We start from the raw sequence: 17,746 nt of genomic DNA, 5'->3' as shown, positions 1-17,746 counted from the left end.
ATTTTTTAATTCCAGGAGCGCGACAATGCTGAAAACGGAAATGATCGACAAACTGAATGAACAGATGAATCTTGAACTTTATTCTTCTCTTCTTTATCAGCAGATGAGCGCCTGGTGCAGTTACCACAGTTTTGAAGGGGCTGCGGCCTTCCTGCGTCGCCATGCCCAGGAAGAGATGACCCATATGCAGCGCCTGTTCGACTACCTGACCGACACCGGCAGCCTGCCGCGCATCAACGCGATCGCCTCCCCGTTTGCCGAATATGCCTCACTGGACGAGCTGTTCCGCCAGACCTATGAGCACGAGCAGCTGATCACGCAAAAAATTAATGAACTGGCGCACGCCGCCATGACCAGTCAGGATTACCCGACCTTTAATTTCCTGCAGTGGTATGTCGCTGAACAGCACGAAGAAGAGAAATTATTTAAATCGGTGATTGATAAACTGACCCTCGTTGGAAAAAGTGGCGAAGGTCTGTACTTTATCGATAAAGAACTGGCGACCCTCGACACACAGAATTAATCTTCCGCGCCGCGACACCCCCGTATCGCGGCCATTTTAATGCCGGCAAATCTTATTTTCTGCGGTAGTAAAACCTTCCTCTCTGGCAATAAATTTGCCTTTTTTCTCTAAAAACGCCACCAGCTCTGCGGCGCTTAGATTCTCTGCTGAACAGGTGTGAAACCGCGCCTCTTCGCCAAAGCGGCGGCGAATGGCGGCCTCCAGCGAGGCGACCGTCCAGGACTCACCCGAGGCGAGCATCATCTGTAAAACTTCATGACCATGAATAGAAGACATAACCCCTCCTGAAAACCACCAGCTTAGGCCAGCCATGCCATCGGCGCCTTGCGCCAGCGCAGGCTTTCGCCCCCTTAAATGCGTAAAGATAAAATTACAGAACTTGTAACCCTCATTTGACGAACGCTGTAATATCCCCTACTCTGCGCGGCATAATTTATTGTTATTAGCTGTAGGGATAGCGAAAAGCGTGAAAAACCGCACTCTGGGCAGTATTTTAATCGTAGCTGGCACCACTATCGGTGCAGGAATGTTGGCGATGCCCTTGGCCGCCGCCGGCGTCGGGTTTGCCGTCACGCTGGGTTTACTTTTCACCTTGTGGGCGTTGATGTGCTATACCGCCCTGTTGCTGCTGGAAGTCTACCAGCACGTGCCTGCCGACATGGGGCTCGGTTCCCTGGCCGCACGCTATCTGGGCCGTTACGGGCAGTGGGTTACCGGGTTCTGCATGCTGTTTCTGCTGTATGCCCTCACGGCGGCCTATATCAGTGGCGCCGGTGAATTGCTCGCCTCCAGCCTCAACCAGTGGCTGGACTGGCAGCTGCCGCCGGCGGCCGGCGTACTTTTGTTTACGGCGCTGGGCGGGGCGGTGGTGTGCATCGGTACCTCGCTGGTCGACTTATTCAATCGCTTCCTGTTCAGCGCCAAAATCATCTTTCTGGTGATTATGCTGGCGCTACTGATGCCGCATATTCATCAGGTCAATCTGTTGACGCTGCCGGTTGAGCAAGGCCTGGCCCTGTCCGCCATTCCGGTGATCTTTACCTCCTTTGGTTTTCACGGCAGTGTGCCGAGCATCGTCAGCTATCTTGGCGGCGATATCCGTAAACTGCGCCGGGTATTTATTATCGGCAGCTTTATTCCGCTGGTGGCTTATATTTTCTGGCAGCTGGCGACGCTGGGGAGTATCAACCCTCCCGCTTTTACCGCGCTGCTGGCCAAAAACGCTGGTCTTAATGGCCTGCTGGAGGCGATCCGCGAAGTGGTGGCGTCGCCGCACGTGGAGCTGGCCGTGCACCTGTTTGCCGACCTCGCGCTGGCGACCTCATTCCTCGGCGTCTCGCTCGGCTTGTTTGATTACCTGGCCGATGTGTTTCAACGCAAAAACAGCGTCAGCGGACGTCTGCAGAGCGGCGCGATCACCTTCCTGCCGCCGGTGGCGTTCGCCCTGTTCTATCCCCGCGGTTTTGTTATGGCCCTGGGCTACGCCGGGGTGGCACTCGCCGTGCTGGCCCTGATGTTGCCTGCCCTGCTGGCAATGAAGAGCCGCCGACAACATCCGCAGGCTGCCTGGCGGGTGGTCGGCGGCGCGCCGGCGCTGTGGCTGGTTCTGCTGTGCGGGATCGGTATTGTGGCGATTCAGTTCAGTATCGTCGCCGGACTGCTGCCTGCGGTGGGATAAAAAAGGGGCCGGCTGGCCCCTGGTTTTATTTTGCTAAGCAGCACTGCTTATACTTTTTTCCGCTCCCGCACGGGCAGGGATCGTTGCGTCCGACCTTCGCCTCATTTCTGACCGGCTGCGGAACCACCACCGGCAGGGGATTCGCCATCCAGTACTGGTAAAGCGCCAGCGCCGCCGGCGTGATACGCTCGATGCTGTCAATAAACTCATCCGCCGTCAGATTATCCAGCGCGGTAAACTGCGCTTCGCTGCCGTGGAGCGCGATAGCGTCCAGCGCCGGCTGAAGTTCAGCGGGCAGCGTCGACCAGTCGCTCAGCGCTACGCCGCGCAGGTAGCCAAAGCACCACTCTTCGACGATCGTCAGCTCCTGACCTTCCGCTTCGCGGGTGCCAAACAGCGGTTCGAACTGATCGGGATAGGACTCCAGGCGTTCAGCGATGTCGCTCATATGCTGCAGCGTCAGATCGACAAAGCGATCGCGCTCGCGGTCGTTGGCCCAGCGCGGCACATTATCCGCCCCGCCCCAGATCGCCACCAGCCACTGAGCTGGTTCGATATCGGTCGGCGCAGAGAGAATAGCCGTCAGCAGGCCATCCAGTTCAGACACATCCAGAATAGCGCCTTCGGTGGCGTATTTCGCCAGCGTCTCGTCCAGCCATTCCAGTTCGTTTTCGTTTAAAGGTCCGGTATTCATTCACAGGCTCGCATGGTAAAAATCGGGCCTACAGTAGCCGAATTGCCGACAGAAAGCCACCAGGCGCTGCACGGCCCATGCCCATCAGGCCAGGCCGTGCAGCGCCGCCGCCACATCGCGAATGGCCTCCTCCCCTAACGGCAGCAAGGGGCGGGGAAGGCAGTCAGGGTCGCACAGCCCCAGAATGGCCGCCGCGCTGGCGATTACCCGCAGGCTGCCGCCATAGCGGTCAAAGCATCGCCAGAGAGGGGCCAGTTGCGCATTCAGCGCCGCAACCCGTGCCGCGTCGCCAGAACGAATCGCCCTTACCAGCGCCCCTGAAAGCTGGGGAAAGAGCCCGCCGCAAACCGAGTACCAGACTTGGCAACCGGCCTGCAATCCCGCCGTCGCCAGGGCATCGCCGCTGGCGCCAAGCGTAACGCGGGCAGGAAGATGACGGCGCAGCGTTGCCACCCGCTCACTCGCCTGCGGCTCAGGCAAGCCGGGAATTTTAATCGAGGCGATGGCCGGCAAGGCAGCGATGCGCCCCTGCAGCTCATCCGCCAGCGTGACGTGAGTGGTGCGGGGATTGTCATACAGGCAAACCGGAACCGAGACGTGCCGACAGACCTCTTCGTAGAAGGCAAAGATCTCCTCCGCAGAAAGCGGCTGATAGGACATCATCGGCAGTAATAACGCATCCGCCCCGGCCTGCTGGGCATCCTCCACCAGGCGCAGCACCTCGCTGGTAGCGATCGCGCCGACGCCAACCATCATCGGGATCGACCCAACATGCGCTTTCGCCACCTGCACCACCCGCTTGCGCTGCTCACGACTCAGATACGCGTAGCTGCCGGTCGAGCCTAAGATGCCCAGAGAGTCGACTCCGGTATCGGTAAGACGAGAGAGAATACGGATAAACGCCTTTTCATCAAGATGCTGCTGATGCAGCGGCGTCAGCGGAAATACGCAAAGTCCTGTGAACATGATGCCTCCGGCAGGCTGGGATAAAAGTCCGGTTGATAGTAGCAAGGAGAGATCGTTTTGTCCTGGGACAAATGAACGATCGCCGCTGAGCGTGATGTATTCATTCGCCTGCGTGCGATGCTCTCCTCCGGGATATTTTCCCTGTCAGTTCAGGCACCAGGATCCGTAGATTCTGGCGAGCGTCTTCAATAACCGCTTCCTCTGTAGCCGCCCGTATTTCCTCGATTGCCAATATCCTGTCTATTTGACATAATCCCACATGATTTGTATGCCTACCTGTTTTAGCAGCAATAAAATAAAGAAAGACTACAGCTTCAATTGGATAAAAAATGAGATATGACATTAAAGAAAATTACTTAAAAATACATCTAATAAAAACAACCTATAAAACGCTACTCGGTCGACCGGCAGATAGCGATGGTCTGAAAAACTACCTCAACGCCATTGCTAATAAGTCACTTGCAGAATCAGCAGAATTTCTTAACTCATCGCTGATGCATAGCGACGAGTTTATTGCTTTCACGAAATCCAGAATGTCATCTGATAAATTCAGTTACACACCACAAGCGTTAACAGAGAGTGCTCCTGATGATTCAATGCACGTCAAACATATTGTCTCCCTGGGCAGCCATTGTTTAACTTCATGGACATTGAAAAAATTCAACCTGAAAAAGATATCACTGCCTTTTGACTGGCTATTTTCCTGTCCAGCGATGATTATCGACTGCCTGAGGGATGATTTTACCTCATTTTTAGATAAAAATGAGTACAGCTCATTACGTCGCCAGTCGCGAGAACCCGGAGCACACCACAATAAATACAAAGAAAAATATCGTCTGAACGATATATTCACGCATCGCGACCCAAATACTCCTGCTGATTATGAGTATTACGTCCGCGCGGTTAAAAGATTCAGAAACATATTAAAAAGCAAAGAAGGGAAGCTTTTTGTGATTTGCTGTAGAGAGGAAATAGATATAGCAAAGCAACTCCCTGAATTAGTCACTGAACTTTCTCACCACACGACTAATTTCTATCTGTTGGCTTTTGCCTTGCAGAAACCCGCCTATCTTCAACTGGAGCGTATATCTTCGGGTGAAAATTATTCACTATATAGTTTGACACCTGAGTCTGAAGAAAGATTTACCGGAAAATTCTCCTCGCTTACGGATGAGATGGTAATTATATCGAAAGTCCTTTCGTTCAACCTCGAACTCTAGAGACGGTTTCACCTCCGGCCTCTGGCACGCAGAGTATCGATTTGCCTCCCCCTGCCGGTTTGGGGGAGCGAAATCATCCCAACGACATTATTCCACGAGGCGCGACGGTTTAGCCGGGTGCGGTTATCCTGGGGGAAGAGCAAGGTGGACAAGAAAACTAGTATGAAGTGATATTATGAAATGGGTGGTTTTGAAACAAAAAAACCACCCGTAGGTGGTTTCACGACACTGCTTATTGCTTTGATTATTCTGCTTTTATCCCAATGGTACCCGGAGTGGGACTTGAACCCACACAGCGCGAACGCCGAGGGATTTTAAATCCCTTGTGTCTACCGATTCCACCATCCGGGCTCGGGATAGAAATTGGAGGCGCGTTCCGGAGTCGAACCGGACTAGACGGATTTGCAATCCGCTACATAACCGCTTTGCTAACGCGCCTTTAATACTGAAGCACCCGCTACTGCCGATGCTGTTAATCTGGAGCGGGAAACGAGACTCGAACTCGCGACCCCGACCTTGGCAAGGTCGTGCTCTACCAACTGAGCTATTCCCGCATTATCAAGTTATTTGCTAATCACTTGATTTTGTTATCGTCTGGAAGACTGTGCCGCCGTTCGATGCGTTGCATTCTACTTATCTCTCGCGGTGAGTCAACGGTATTTTTCGCAACTTTGTATCGTTTGCTGAAAATAACGGCGAAACGATCACTGATCAAGCAAATCGCCGCGCGCCGCGTTCAGATACTGCAGCATCGACCACAGCGTCAGCACCGCCGCCACGAGGAAAAGCGCGATCCCGGCCCACTCTACCCACGGATAAGGACGCCACAGCATCCATACCAGGGCGGCCATCTGTGCGGTCGTTTTAACTTTGCCAATCCACGAGACCGCCACGCTGCTGCGTTTCCCCAGCTCAGCCATCCATTCGCGCAGTGCCGAAATAATAATTTCACGCGCGATCATGGTCGCCGCCGGCAGCGTGACCCACCAGGTGTGATAGTGCTCGGCAACCAGCACCATGGCGATAGCCACCATGACTTTATCCGCCACCGGGTCCAGGAAGGCGCCAAACCGGGTGCTCTGATTCCAGCGACGAGCCAGAAAACCATCAAACCAGTCGGTCACGGCGGCGACAAAGAAAATTAACGCGCAGGCAAACGGCGCCCAGCTAAAGGGGAGATAAAACGCCAGCACAAAGAACGGGATCAGGATGACGCGAAACAGAGTAAGCAACGTAGGGATATTAAATTGCATAGTGACGGGTAACTATCTGTTGTAAGTAAAAATTAGCCCTATGTTGCTACAGAGCCCCTAATGTTTCAACGAGTAGAAGATCTTTTCTGCCAGACCGTGAGAGATGCCCGGTACTTTAGCAATTTCCTCGACGCTGGCCTGCTGCAGCCCCTGCAGCCCACCCATATACTTCAGCAGCATCTGGCGACGCTTCGGCCCTACTCCCTCGATAGTCTCAAGCGAGCTGGTGCTCTTCACTTTCGCCCGTTTTTTACGATGTCCGGAAATCGCATGATCGTGCGATTCATCGCGGATGTGCTGGATTACGTGCAGAGCGGGCGAATCCGGCGGCAGGCTAAACCCCTCGCCTTCCGGTTCAAAGAATAACGTTTCCAGGCCGGCTTTACGATCGCTGCCTTTCGCCACGCCCAGCAGCAGCGGATGATGTTTATCCCAGGGAACATCCAGTTCGGCAAACACCGCTTTCGCCTGCGCCAGCTGCCCCTTTCCGCCATCTATCAGGATCACATCCGGAATTTTATTTTCATCAATCGCTTTACCATAGCGACGGCGCAGGACCTGATTCATCGCCGCATAGTCATCGCCAGGGGTGATGCCGGTGATATTATAGCGCCGGTACTCCGCACGCAGCGGACCATTGCTGTCAAACACCACGCAGGACGCCACGGTCTGCTCGCCCATGGTGTGGCTGATGTCAAAGCACTCCATTCGCTTCACGGCCGGCAGTTCCAGCACGGTGGCCAGCGCCTGCAGGCGCTGATGAATGGTCGACTGCTGAGCCAATTTCGTGGTTAACGCCGTCGCGGCGTTGGTGCGCGCCAGCTTAAGGTAACGCGCTCTGTCGCCGCGCGGTTTAGTCTGCACATTGATTCGACGTCCCGCCAGCTCCGACAGCGACTCGGCCAGCAGCGTCTTATCACCAAGGCTGAAGTCGAGCAAAATCTCCCCCGGCAGGGTACGCATCTGGCTACCCTGCAGGTAGAACTGACCGACAAACGTCTCCACGACCTCTCCCAGCTCAGTGCCGCCCGGCACTTTCGGGAAGTAGCTCCGGCTGCCCAGCACTTTGCCCTGGCGGATAAACAGCACATGGACGCAGGCCATTCCGGCCTCAAAGGCGACGCCGATAACGTCAAGATCGTCGCCGGTATTAGAAACAAACTGTTTCTCCGTCACCCGGCGGACCGCCTGAATCTGGTCGCGAATGCGCGCGGCCTCTTCAAACTCCAGACTTTGGCTCGCTTTCTCCATTCTGGCGATGAGCTGGGTCAGGACCTGATCGTCCTTGCCGGCAAGGAACAGCCGTACATACTCAACCTGCTGAGCATACTCTTCTTCGCTGACCAGCCCCGCCACGCACGGCCCCAGACAGCGGCCAATCTGATACTGCAGGCAGGGACGCGAGCGGTTGCGATAGACGCTATTTTCGCACTGGCGGACAGGAAAGATTTTCTGCAGCAGCGCCAGGGTCTCCCGCACGGCATAGCCGTTGGGGAAAGGACCAAAGTACTCGCCTTTCGCATGTTTGGCGCCGCGATGCATCGCCAGACGTGGATGAGTATCACCGCTGAGGAAAATAAAAGGATAAGACTTATCATCGCGCAACAGCACGTTGTAACGCGGCTGGTACAGCTTGATATAGTTGTGCTCCAGCAGCAGCGCTTCCGTCTCGGTGTGAGTGACGGTCACGTCAATCTGCGCAATCAGCGCCACCAGCGCTTCGGTTTTACGCGACGCGAGATTGCTGCGGAAATAGCTGCTGAGCCGCTTTTTCAGATCTTTGGCTTTGCCAACATAGATGACGGTCCCGCCAGCATCATACATCCGATACACACCGGGCTGGCTGGTCACCGTTTTCAGGAAAGCTTTTGCGTCAAAAACATCACTCACTGGCTTGCTAACGACTCCGCATTACACAGGCCATGGCGAATTGCCAGGTGGGTCAGCTCCACATCGCCATGAATGTTTAATTTGCTGAACATTCGGTAGCGATAGCTGTTAACCGTTTTGGGACTCAGATTGAGCTGCTCTGAGATCTCATTCACCTTCTGACCTTTGGTGATCATCAGCATAATCTGCAATTCGCGTTCAGACAAACTGGCAAACGGCGATTCCGTTTTTTCCGGTTCAATCTGACTTAGCGCCATTTGCTGAGCAATATCGGAGGCAATGTAACGTTGTCCGGACGCCACGCAGCGGATCGCATTCACCACTTCCTGCGGTGCAGCACCCTTGCTAAGATAGCCCGCCGCCCCCGCCTGCATGACCTTGGCAGGTAGAGGATTCTCGGTATGCACGGTGAGCATGATCACTTTCGTGCCCGCCACGGAGCGCGCGATTTTGCGCGTGGCTTCAAGACCACCGATCCCGGGCATGTTCATGTCCATCAGGACGACATCTGCGGAATTAGCCCGGCACCACTTCACGGCGTCCTCGCCGCAACAGGCTTCGCCAGCGACTTTAATCCCTTTTATATCTTCCAGAATGCGTCGTATCCCTGCGCGCACCAGTTCGTGGTCATCAACAAGAAGAACGTTGATCAAAGGAATAATCTCCAGAATGAGGGATAACGCTACTGATACTTTATCTCCCACATATTACCGGGTTTTATTGCTAATTTAAAAGGCAAAAAAATGCCCTCACCTCGATTTGCCGCTCATTTATGGCAATGTCTGTGCACACATAGTGGAAAGTCATTGAGAACAGTCAGTTGCCGTCGTCTTATTTTTTAACAATCCTCATACAGAAAGCACAAAAAACACAACAGATTACGTAGCGCATAAATACGCAGCAAAATATGTAACAAATATTAACGTGCTAAATAGATGGAATAAATTAATGGCGGCCTGGCGGCTATTACGTATTATCCGAAGCACTGAATCATTCACAGCTCAGATGAGAGAACAGAAATTAAGCACTCCTTTTTTTCCCGTCGCTTGTGGTATACTGCGCGGCCTTCACATTGGGTAAGGCGCATTAGCGCAGCGAGTAAACGAGGATATCGATGAGCACACCAGATTTTTCCACTGCAGAAAATAATCAAGAATTGGCGCAGGAAGTCTCCTGCCTGAAAGCGATGATAACGCTGATGCTGCAGGCGATGGGCCAGGCGGATGCGGGTCGCGTGATTATTAAAATGGAAAAGCAGATCGCGCAGATGGAAGATGAGGCTCAGGCTGCCGTATTCTCCAGCACCGTTAAGCAAATTAAACAAGCTTACCGTCAGTAATCCTGTACCGGCTGAAAGTATCCCTGACAGCCGGTGTCACGTCTGGCACGCAGAACGACAGGCGCTCTCAGATTAACCCTGTCGCCACCGCGTAACAGGCTATCTGCGTTTTGTTCGGCGCATTGAATTTCCGTTGCATATTCTTCTGGTGGAAATTCACCGTATTTTCCGAAATAGAAAGAATCATCGCCACCTCCGCCGAGGTCTTCCCTTCCGCGGTCCATTTCAGAATTTCCAGTTCACGGCGGCTGAACTTCATCTCCGGCGGCATGACCATCTCATCTTCCAGACGCAGGAGCGCCAACAAGCTTAGCTCCGTCAGCATGCGCAGGCGCATCTCCAGTTCATCATCAGGATAAGAGCCCGGTAAACGGTTATTCGCGGAGACGGAGAGAAAACCCTGCGCATGGTTGGGCAACGTCAGGCACTGGGTCACCCCTTTTTTCAGTCCATGATCGCGAGCGCCGTCCCATAATGCCGCCGCATCGCGAAACAGCCCATCCTCCCATGGCAGATGGCCACGCATAAAATTCTCCGGGCGTAATACCGGATCTATCGCGAAATAATTCTCGGCCTGGTAGTGCGACATCCATGCGCGGGGATAGGTCGACTGGAAGGTGACGCGGGGGCGAGTGAAAGGCACCGGGTGGCGTACACAAAGCGTGTAGTAATCATATTCCAGCGCTTCGGTTTCTCGTTGCAGGAGATTATAAACCTCCTCACCAGCGGCCACGGACTGAAATTGATGCAGCATATCCCGCCGCCAGCTGAAAAAATCATTGTCCCTCATAGCTGTGCAAATAACTCCTGATTGATAATCATTATTATAAATACAGAAAACTAACACATAAATCTTATTTATATGTATAAAATATTGTCGGTGTCGCATTTATTAGTCTGAAGGCTTGCCTTTTTCCCGTTCTCAGCGCAGAACCTCGTGCTCACTTTCCCGTCATTTTCTACACCCTACAAGGGGGGATGGGAAGCGGTGTATACGGCCACAGGGAGAAATAGCACAAAGAGGTGACGAGGAGCGTGGCGCGCCGCAGGGAAGACAGGCTGTACGCGGCGGCCCTCCCCCGGGAAAGCCGCCACGTCAGCGCATGGTTTACTGCATCAGAAATTTTTCGAGGAACTGGCGAGTACGCGGCTGCTGCGGGGAGGCGAACAATGCTTTCGCTTCTCCCTGCTCGACAATGCGTCCTTGATCCATAAAGATGGCCCGATCGGCAACGTCGCGGGCGAAACTCATTTCATGGGTCACGATAACCATCGTGCGTTTTTCCTGCGCCAGCTGGCGGATGGTGTTGAGCACCTCCCCCACCAGCTCAGGATCGAGGGCCGAGGTTGGCTCATCAAACAGGATCACGTCCGGACGCATGGCCAGCGCGCGAGCAATAGCCACCCGCTGCTGCTGACCGCCGGAGAGGCGACGAGGATAGCTATTCTCTTTACCGCTGAGACCCACTTTCGCCAGCAGATCGCGCGCCCGCACAATCGACTCCTGCTTATCTTCACCTTTTACGATGACCGGCCCCTCAATAATGTTCTCCAGCACCGTACGGTGGGGAAACAGATTAAAGTTCTGGAAGACAAAGCCGACATGCTGGCGCAGCTGGCGAATGAGTCCTTTCTGCGGCCCCAGGCTGCGACCGGCGTCGATGGTCACATCGCCAACGCGGATGGTGCCGCTCTCCGGTTGCTCCAGCAGGTTGATGCTGCGCAGCAGAGTGGTTTTACCCGAGCCGCTGGGGCCGATGATCGCCACAACTTCCCCTTTCTGTACCTCCAGGTCGATACCGCGCAGCACCGTCTGGCCATGGAATTTCTTCACCAGGCTTTTCACTTCTATCGCACTCATTTCGGATCACGCTCCTGGCGGTTCAGCTGGTTTTCAAAATAGTTCTGCAGCGAGGAGAGGACGGTCGCCATCACCCAGTAGATCAACGAGGCCGCGAGATACATGGTGAAGACCTCAAGGGTTCGCGAGGTGATAAGCTGCGCCTGACGGAACAGCTCTGGCACCTGGATCGTCGCCGCAAGCGAGGTATCTTTGACCAGGCTGATAAAACTGTTGGACAGCGGCGGCAAAGCGACCCGTGCCGCCTGGGGTAAGATGGCCCGGCGCATCGTCTGCCACGGCGTCATGCCGATACTGGCCGCCGCTTCCCATTGCCCTTTGTCGATCGAGGCGATGGCCGCGCGCAGGGTTTCCGCCGCGTAGGCCGCCGTATTGAGCGACAGGCCGATCATCGCCGCCGGAATCGGGTCAAGCTCGATGCCAAACTGCGGCAAGCCGTAGTAGATCATAAACAGCTGGGCGATAAGCGGCGTGCCGCGAAAAATGGAGATATACATGCGCGCCAGCCATTTTACCGGCCAGAGGGGCGACATGCGCATCAGCGCCAGGACAAAGCCCAGCACCAGGCCGAAAAACATCCCGCCAATGCTCAGCTGCAGCGTAAAGACGGCCCCTTTGAGCAGAAAAGGAGCGGAATCGATGACCAGTTGGATACTTTCTTGCATGCTGTCGTTTCTGTATTAAAGGTGAGGATGATAGGCAAACAGCGCCGGCGCCCCGCCGGTATGGACGAACAAAATCGGTCCTTCATCCTTAAAACGCTTCTGCGTAATGCCGTCGATAAGCCCGGCCATCGCTTTGCCGGTATAGACCGGATCGAGCAAAATACCTTCCAGTTGCGCCAGTAGCTTCACGGCGGCCATGCCTTCCTCGTTCGGCGTACCGTAGCCTGGGGCAAAGTAATCATCCCACAGCATGATATCGGCTTTCGCCTGCAGCTCGAGGCTGTTGGCCACGGCCTGCTGGAGCGCCACCACTTTTGGCAGCTGGTCAGCGACGGAGCGCGATACCGTCACGCCAATCAGTTCCGCCTGCGGCATCAGCTGTTCGAGTCCCACAGCCAGCCCGGCATGCGTACCGGCGCTACCGGAAGCCACCACCACCGATGAGATCTCCACCGCGCCTTCACACTGCTGGGAGATTTCCAGCGCGCTTTCCACATAGCCTAACGCCCCGAGCGCATTGGATCCGCCGACCGGGATGACGTAGGGGCGATAGCCCTGCGCCTCGATGCGGGTCGCCAGCTCGTCGAGCTGTTCGGCAGGATTGGTCAGGGCATCGCACATCTCAACCTGGGTATTAAACAGATCCAGCAGCAGGCGGTTGCCATTGCTCAGATAGTTCTCCGCCCCGGTGCCAATGGGGTTTTCCAGTAGCGCCACGCAGTGCAGCCCCAGCTTCGCGGCGACCGCCGCCGTCTGACGCACATGGTTGGACTGGATCGCGCCGGCGGTGATTAAGGTATCTGCCCCTTCCCGCAGCGCATCGGCGGCAAGAAACTCCAGCTTGCGCAGTTTATTGCCTCCCATCGCCAGCGGCGTTGTATCATCGCGTTTGATAAAAATCTCGCGCCCAAGGTGATCGGACAAACGCGGCAGATACTCCAGCGGCGTCGGCGCGCCAATCAATTCCAGACGCGGAAAGCGGGTTAAATTTTGCAGTGACATGGCCCCTCCTGACTCAGTTATGCTTCATTATGCACACAGTTACGCGCTAAATAAAAAAAGGCGCTTCCAGGAGCGCCTTTTTTCACCACTGACCGTTATTTCGTCACGTCAGCGCCAAACCATTTCTCTGACAGCGCCTTCAGGGTGCCATCTTTCTGCATATCCGCGATCGCGGCGTCAATCGCTTTCAGCAGATCGTCGTTGCCTTTACGCAGCGCCACGCCGGCCTCCTGACGGGAGAATGCTTCACCGGTTACCGCCAGCGTATTGTTAGTTTTCTTCACCAGATCCAGCGCGGCCAGACGGTCAACCAGAATGGCGTCAATACGGCCTACACGCAGATCCTGGTATTTAGTCGGGTCATCATCATAGGTGCGTACATCAACGCCCTGGACGTTCTGACGCAGCCACTCTTCATAGTTAGTGCCCAGCCCGACGCCGACTTTCTTGCCTTTCAGATCCGCCGCGGTTTTAATCGCGCCTTCGTTACCTTTCTTCACCAGCGCCTGCACACCGGAGATAGTGTACGGGGTTGAGAAATCGTATTTCTTCTTACGCTCATCGGAGATAGTGACCTGGTTAATCACCACGTCAATGCGTTTGGAGTCCAGCGAGGCCAGCATACCGTCCCATTTGGTCGGTTTGAGATCGGCTTTCACGCCAAGATGTTTCGCCAGCTCGTTGGCAAACTCCACTTCAAATCCGGTCAGCTTGCCGTCATCGCCCTGGAAGCTGAAAGGAGGATAGGTGCCTTCGAGGCCCACGCGCAGGGTACCGCGCTCTTTAACCTGATTGAGCAGGTTTTCCGCTGCAAAAGTTTTCACGCTAACGCCAGCCATCAAAACAACGGCCATCGCGCCCATCAGCGCCTGACGACCCAGAAGTGCTAATTTCATAGATACCCCGAAGGTTAGGATTTTCCTGTAGTGTAAGGCGCTTAACGGCCCGGCACCAACATCGTTACGCTACATCTTATGCCAATTTATTATATATGATCCCGATTAGGGTATAGCGAAAATCAGGGCTTTCCTCTCCCGTTTTGCGGGATATCTCCCATACTGCAAAGGTCAGCCTGTTGACGTCTGGAGCATGGAAGATGAAAAACCCCACTTTGTTGCAATGTTTTCACTGGTACTACCCCGCCGGCGGCGAGCTATGGCGTGAAGTCGAAGCGCTGGCCCCCAGCCTGAATGAAATCGGCATCAATATGGTCTGGTTGCCGCCCGCCTATAAAGGCGCCTCGGGCGGTTATTCCGTCGGCTATGACACCTATGATCTCTTCGACCTTGGTGAGTTTGATCAAAAGGGCTCAGTCGCCACCAAATATGGCGATAAAGCGCAGCTGCTGGCGGCGATGAAGGCTCTGAAAGAGCATGATATCGCCGTGCTGCTGGATGTGGTGGTGAACCACAAAATGGGCGCCGATGAAAAAGAAACCCTGCAGGTGCAGCGCGTCGATGAGCACGATCGCACCCAGATTGCCGAGGAGATCATTGAGTGTGAGGCATGGACTCGCTATACCTTTCCGGTGCGGGCCGGGCAGTATTCGCAATTTGTCTGGGACTACAAATGCTTTAGCGGTATCGACCACATTGAGAATCCGACGGAAGACGGTGTGTTTAAAATCGTCAACGATTACACCGGTGAAGGCTGGAACGAGCAGGTCGACGATGAGCTTGGTAACTTCGACTACCTGATGGGCGCCAACATTGATTTTCGTAATCACGCCGTTACCGAGGAGATCAAATACTGGGCGCGCTGGGTCATGGAGCAGACCGGCTGCGATGGTTTTCGTCTTGACGCCGTGAAGCATATCCCCGCCTGGTTTTACAAAGCGTGGATCGAGCACGTCCAGGAGGTGGCACCGCAGCCGCTGTTTATTGTCGCGGAGTATTGGTCCCATGAGGTGGAAAAGCTCCAGCAGTATATCGACCTGGTCGAGGGCAAGACGATGCTGTTCGATGCCCCGCTGCAGATGAAATTTCATGAAGCCTCACGCCAGGGGCGCGATTATGACATGAGCCAGATATTCAGCGGCACGCTGGTGGAAGCAGACCCTTTTCACGCAGTGACGCTGGTGACAAACCACGATACGCAGCCGCTGCAGGCCCTCGAGGCGCCGGTTGAACCCTGGTTCAAGCCGCTGGCCTATGCGCTGATCCTGCTGCGTGAAAATGGTGTGCCGTCGGTCTTTTATGCCGATCTTTTCGGCGCATCCTATGAAGATACCGGCGGCGATGGACAAACCTACGCCATTGAGATGCCCGTTATCGAACAACTGCATGAACTGATCGACGCCCGTCAGCGCTTTGCCCATGGCGTGCAAACGCTGTGGTTCGATCACCCCAACTGTATTGCCTTCAGCCGTAGCGGCACCGACGAGGATCCCGGCTGCGTGGTGGTGATGTCCAATGGCGATGAGGGAGAAAAAACCCTGACGCTGGGCGAGAACTATGGCAATAAACGCTGGCGGGATTTTCTCGGCAACCGGGAAGAGATTGTCGAAACCGACGCTGAGGGTAGCGCGATCTTTACCTGCAACGGGGGTAGCGTGAGCGTGTGGGTGATGGAAGCCGTGCTGTAGTCAGCTGGCGATGTACCTGGCGGGCCGGAACGGGCCCGCCGGAACCTCAGCGCACGGAAGCCGGCGCGCTGACGGCCCCTGTCGTACGCGCTTTGGCCCACGCCTTTTCACACTCAGGGGTGAGGCGTTCAACGCGAGTCAACGTCATACGATCGTAGGAGAGGGTATTGCCCTCACGCTCGATTGGATAGATATCCAGGGAAGCGGTAACGTTGTAGATCTGGTTATCGCGGTTCATCAGTTTACCCGGCTGCGCGATCACGCGCTGCCACTGGCGGCAGTCGAAGGTATCCCCTTCTTTAGTGACGATCAGGCTGGCGATCGCGTCAGGGCTCATCATTTCACTCTGCGGCCCTTTCGATTGCCAGTAGCCCTCAAGGCCAGCCGGCGCCGGTGCTTTAACGACGTCATCGTAATGATCAACCTGCACACATCCGGCCAGCGCCACCACCATGCCCGCAAAAACTAACTGTTTCATCATTCATCCCACAAGCCGATAAAAAAGTATTGTGGCATTAAAGCGTTAAGCCTTCCACCCCCGCTCCCGGCGGAAAAACCGGGCAAAACAGGAACGGGCAGCACCGCCTTCATTTGAAATAAGGAAATTCCGAAAATAAAATAATGTTTGGGGCGTAACCATAGCATCTATGGGCACTTTTTGTTTTTAATCCGCTCACACTACCGGTTCTCGACTTTACTTTAAGAGTTTTCCTGGCAAATTATATGCATAGATGCGGAATAGTTTAACGGAACTAATAGGTTCTTTCGTAAACCTACTATTACTGCTCGCAAGGACTGCTTCGCACAATGCGTGTGAAGAGAATATCGTTACGTGTTGATTGAGGATGGGTCATGTCAACGATGATTATGGATTTGTGCAGTTATACCCGGTTAGGCTTAACGGGTTATCTGACCAGTCGGGGAATAAAAAAACAGGAAATCGTTGAGGTCCATTGCGCGACAGATTTGCAAAAACATTGCGCGTCGTGTTGTCCGGCAGTGGTGTTTCTTAATGAAGACTGCTTCGTGCATGATGATGAAAGTAATGGCATTATTCGCCAGATCATTACGCAAAACCCGGCGACGCTGTTTGTTATCTTTATGTCGCTGGCAAACATTCATTTTGACCGCTATTTGCGGGTACGGAAAAACCTGCTGATCAGTTCGAAATCGATAACGCCAAAAGACCTTGATGTTATTCTGGTTAATTATCTAAAATACAAAAACAGTAGCCTGGGGCAATTAAATTTACCGACGTTGTCGCTGAGTAAAACAGAATCAAATATGCTGCAAATGTGGATGGCCGGGCACGGCACGTCACAAATTTCAACGCAAATGAACATCAAAGCGAAGACGGTATCATCGCATAAAGGCAATATTAAAAAGAAAATACAAACGCACAATAAGCAGGTGATTTACCATATCGTTCGGCTGACCGAAAACGTAACTTCAGGTATTCAGGTGAATCTGCGTTGAAACAGACTGGCGGTGGTACCGCCAGTCCCGTTTTATGAGGCTTCTTTTTCGACGAAGATCCCATCCGGATGCCCTATTTCGTTGAAAAACCAGATCCCTAAAGGATAGTCTTCCAGCGAAACCAGATACATCGTCCCTTCACTAAACGACTCAATTGCCAGCACTACCCCCGATCGACGTGGGCCACCGTCGGTCTTCACCGTGACACGATCGTTCACCTGCATATTCACTCTCCTCTATTTTTCAGCCAGTGTAGAACAAAACCACGCAACTCGCAGCGTCGCGGCCCATGACTGGTGTTTTTTTAGACCGACTATACTTAAAGAGGCTTGAGCGACGCTCAGCGAGGGGGTAATGATGAAGAATCGATTGACTGGCCAGGCCGGAAATGACGTTGATGTCAACGTGGATGCGCTACTGGCAGCGATTAATGAGATTAGCGAAAGTGAAATCCATCGCACTCTGGACGACCCACAGCGCGCCAGCATTGATGGCCGCGGGTCACATACCTGGCGCGAACTGGCGGAGGCATTTGAGCTCGACATTCACGATTTCAGCGCCAGTGAAGTTAACCGCTAACGGCAGGCGAAAAAAA

Annotated in this window: 20 protein-coding genes and 3 tRNA genes; 7 read left to right on the top strand and 16 right to left on the bottom strand. The window is 54.2% G+C overall.

Annotated features, from left to right (window positions below):
• The first annotated feature begins 25 nt into the window (after window positions 1–25).
• Window positions 26–523 carry a non-heme ferritin gene (gene ftnA / locus N438_RS20020; RefSeq protein WP_008804225.1) on the top strand — a complete coding sequence of 166 codons (498 nt, stop codon included), beginning with the start codon at window positions 26–28 and terminating at the stop codon, window positions 521–523.
• A 36-nt stretch (window positions 524–559) separates the two neighbouring features.
• Here ftnA and N438_RS20015 read toward each other — a convergent pair whose 3' ends face one another.
• Window positions 560–799, bottom strand: coding sequence for a YecH family metal-binding protein (locus N438_RS20015; RefSeq protein WP_004200338.1), 240 nt, complete (start codon window positions 797–799; stop codon window positions 560–562).
• A 190-nt stretch (window positions 800–989) separates the two neighbouring features.
• Between N438_RS20015 and tyrP the strand changes: the two genes are divergently transcribed.
• The gene (gene tyrP, locus N438_RS20010; protein WP_012541234.1) at window positions 990–2,201 is read left to right on the top strand and encodes a tyrosine transporter TyrP; all 1,212 of its coding nucleotides are present in this window, start codon (window positions 990–992) and stop codon (window positions 2,199–2,201) included.
• A gap of 25 nt (window positions 2,202–2,226) precedes the next feature.
• On the opposite strand, the gene N438_RS20005 is transcribed toward tyrP, so the two are convergent.
• Both N438_RS20005 and N438_RS20000 read right to left on the bottom strand, forming a co-directional pair.
• Window positions 2,227–2,895: a YecA family protein gene (locus tag N438_RS20005; protein ID WP_043875061.1), complete on the bottom strand. Its 669-nt coding sequence runs from the start codon at window positions 2,893–2,895 to the stop codon at window positions 2,227–2,229.
• Window positions 2,896–2,979: 84 nt separating this feature from the next.
• The gene (locus tag N438_RS20000) at window positions 2,980–3,861 is read right to left on the bottom strand and encodes a dihydrodipicolinate synthase family protein (protein ID WP_116696436.1); all 882 of its coding nucleotides are present in this window, start codon (window positions 3,859–3,861) and stop codon (window positions 2,980–2,982) included.
• A gap of 329 nt (window positions 3,862–4,190) precedes the next feature.
• Here N438_RS20000 and N438_RS19995 point away from each other — a divergent pair, with 329 nt between their 5' ends.
• Window positions 4,191–5,081, top strand: coding sequence for a DUF1796 family putative cysteine peptidase (locus tag N438_RS19995; RefSeq protein ID WP_022066263.1), 891 nt, complete (start codon window positions 4,191–4,193; stop codon window positions 5,079–5,081).
• Between the two features lie 264 nt (window positions 5,082–5,345).
• On the opposite strand, the gene N438_RS19990 is transcribed toward N438_RS19995, so the two are convergent.
• The 6 genes from N438_RS19990 to uvrY form a co-directional block, all read right to left on the bottom strand.
• Window positions 5,346–5,432, bottom strand: a tRNA-Leu gene (locus N438_RS19990).
• Between the two features lie 13 nt (window positions 5,433–5,445).
• Window positions 5,446–5,519: transfer RNA gene (locus N438_RS19985), tRNA-Cys, on the bottom strand.
• A 40-nt stretch (window positions 5,520–5,559) separates the two neighbouring features.
• A tRNA-Gly gene (locus tag N438_RS19980) sits at window positions 5,560–5,635 on the bottom strand.
• Between the two features lie 150 nt (window positions 5,636–5,785).
• Window positions 5,786–6,334, bottom strand: coding sequence for a CDP-diacylglycerol--glycerol-3-phosphate 3-phosphatidyltransferase (gene pgsA / locus N438_RS19975; RefSeq protein WP_008804219.1), 549 nt, complete (start codon window positions 6,332–6,334; stop codon window positions 5,786–5,788).
• Window positions 6,335–6,391: 57 nt separating this feature from the next.
• A complete protein-coding gene (gene uvrC, locus N438_RS19970) occupies window positions 6,392–8,224 on the bottom strand; it encodes an excinuclease ABC subunit UvrC (RefSeq protein WP_008804218.1) in 1,833 nt (610 codons plus the stop codon).
• The gene (gene uvrY / locus N438_RS19965) at window positions 8,221–8,877 is read right to left on the bottom strand and encodes a UvrY/SirA/GacA family response regulator transcription factor (RefSeq protein WP_002911539.1); all 657 of its coding nucleotides are present in this window, start codon (window positions 8,875–8,877) and stop codon (window positions 8,221–8,223) included. The genes uvrC and uvrY overlap by 4 nt, the downstream gene beginning before the upstream one ends.
• A gap of 461 nt (window positions 8,878–9,338) precedes the next feature.
• Between uvrY and N438_RS19960 the strand changes: the two genes are divergently transcribed.
• Window positions 9,339–9,563 (top strand): DUF2594 family protein, encoded by a 225-nt coding sequence (locus N438_RS19960; protein ID WP_004122104.1) that lies wholly within the window; start codon window positions 9,339–9,341, stop codon window positions 9,561–9,563.
• A 67-nt stretch (window positions 9,564–9,630) separates the two neighbouring features.
• Here N438_RS19960 and sdiA read toward each other — a convergent pair whose 3' ends face one another.
• The 5 genes from sdiA to tcyJ all read right to left on the bottom strand — a co-directional run bounded on the left by sdiA (window position 9,631) and on the right by tcyJ (window position 13,987).
• Complete coding sequence (sdiA, locus tag N438_RS19955) at window positions 9,631–10,353, bottom strand: transcriptional regulator SdiA (RefSeq protein WP_008804217.1); 723 nt, start codon at window positions 10,351–10,353, stop codon at window positions 9,631–9,633.
• Between the two features lie 318 nt (window positions 10,354–10,671).
• A complete protein-coding gene (tcyN, locus tag N438_RS19950) occupies window positions 10,672–11,424 on the bottom strand; it encodes an L-cystine ABC transporter ATP-binding protein TcyN (protein ID WP_116696435.1) in 753 nt (250 codons plus the stop codon).
• Window positions 11,421–12,089, bottom strand: coding sequence for a cystine ABC transporter permease (gene tcyL / locus N438_RS19945; RefSeq protein WP_012967662.1), 669 nt, complete (start codon window positions 12,087–12,089; stop codon window positions 11,421–11,423). Before tcyL ends, tcyN begins: the two co-directional genes overlap by 4 nt.
• 15 nt (window positions 12,090–12,104) lie before the next feature.
• The gene (gene dcyD, locus N438_RS19940) at window positions 12,105–13,091 is read right to left on the bottom strand and encodes a D-cysteine desulfhydrase (protein WP_116696434.1); all 987 of its coding nucleotides are present in this window, start codon (window positions 13,089–13,091) and stop codon (window positions 12,105–12,107) included.
• A 95-nt stretch (window positions 13,092–13,186) separates the two neighbouring features.
• Window positions 13,187–13,987: a cystine ABC transporter substrate-binding protein gene (gene tcyJ, locus N438_RS19935; RefSeq protein ID WP_008804213.1), complete on the bottom strand. Its 801-nt coding sequence runs from the start codon at window positions 13,985–13,987 to the stop codon at window positions 13,187–13,189.
• A 200-nt stretch (window positions 13,988–14,187) separates the two neighbouring features.
• On the opposite strand from tcyJ, the gene amyA reads away from it, so the two are divergent.
• Window positions 14,188–15,675: an alpha-amylase gene (amyA, locus tag N438_RS19930; RefSeq protein ID WP_008804212.1), complete on the top strand. Its 1,488-nt coding sequence runs from the start codon at window positions 14,188–14,190 to the stop codon at window positions 15,673–15,675.
• Window positions 15,676–15,721: 46 nt separating this feature from the next.
• Here amyA and yedD read toward each other — a convergent pair whose 3' ends face one another.
• Window positions 15,722–16,156, bottom strand: coding sequence for a lipoprotein YedD (yedD, locus tag N438_RS19925; RefSeq protein WP_074423851.1), 435 nt, complete (start codon window positions 16,154–16,156; stop codon window positions 15,722–15,724).
• A 371-nt stretch (window positions 16,157–16,527) separates the two neighbouring features.
• Between yedD and rcsA the strand changes: the two genes are divergently transcribed.
• Entirely contained in the window at window positions 16,528–17,151 is a 624-nt protein-coding gene (gene rcsA, locus N438_RS19920) for a transcriptional regulator RcsA (RefSeq protein WP_008804210.1), read from the top strand.
• A 32-nt stretch (window positions 17,152–17,183) separates the two neighbouring features.
• Here the strand turns inward: rcsA and dsrB are convergent, their stop codons facing one another.
• Window positions 17,184–17,375: a protein DsrB gene (dsrB, locus tag N438_RS19915; protein WP_012541227.1), complete on the bottom strand. Its 192-nt coding sequence runs from the start codon at window positions 17,373–17,375 to the stop codon at window positions 17,184–17,186.
• Window positions 17,376–17,508: 133 nt separating this feature from the next.
• Between dsrB and N438_RS19910 the strand changes: the two genes are divergently transcribed.
• Complete coding sequence (locus tag N438_RS19910; RefSeq protein WP_032691215.1) at window positions 17,509–17,730, top strand: YodD family protein; 222 nt, start codon at window positions 17,509–17,511, stop codon at window positions 17,728–17,730.
• Window positions 17,731–17,746: the final 16 nt, after the last annotated feature.

It is taken from the genome of Klebsiella sp. GL120222-02 (assembly GCF_003097195.1).
Taxonomy (GTDB): Bacteria; Pseudomonadota; Gammaproteobacteria; order Enterobacterales; family Enterobacteriaceae; genus Klebsiella; species Klebsiella variicola.
The sequence above is the reverse complement of the archived record's forward strand: the minus strand, read 5'-3'. Positions and strand labels throughout refer to the sequence as shown.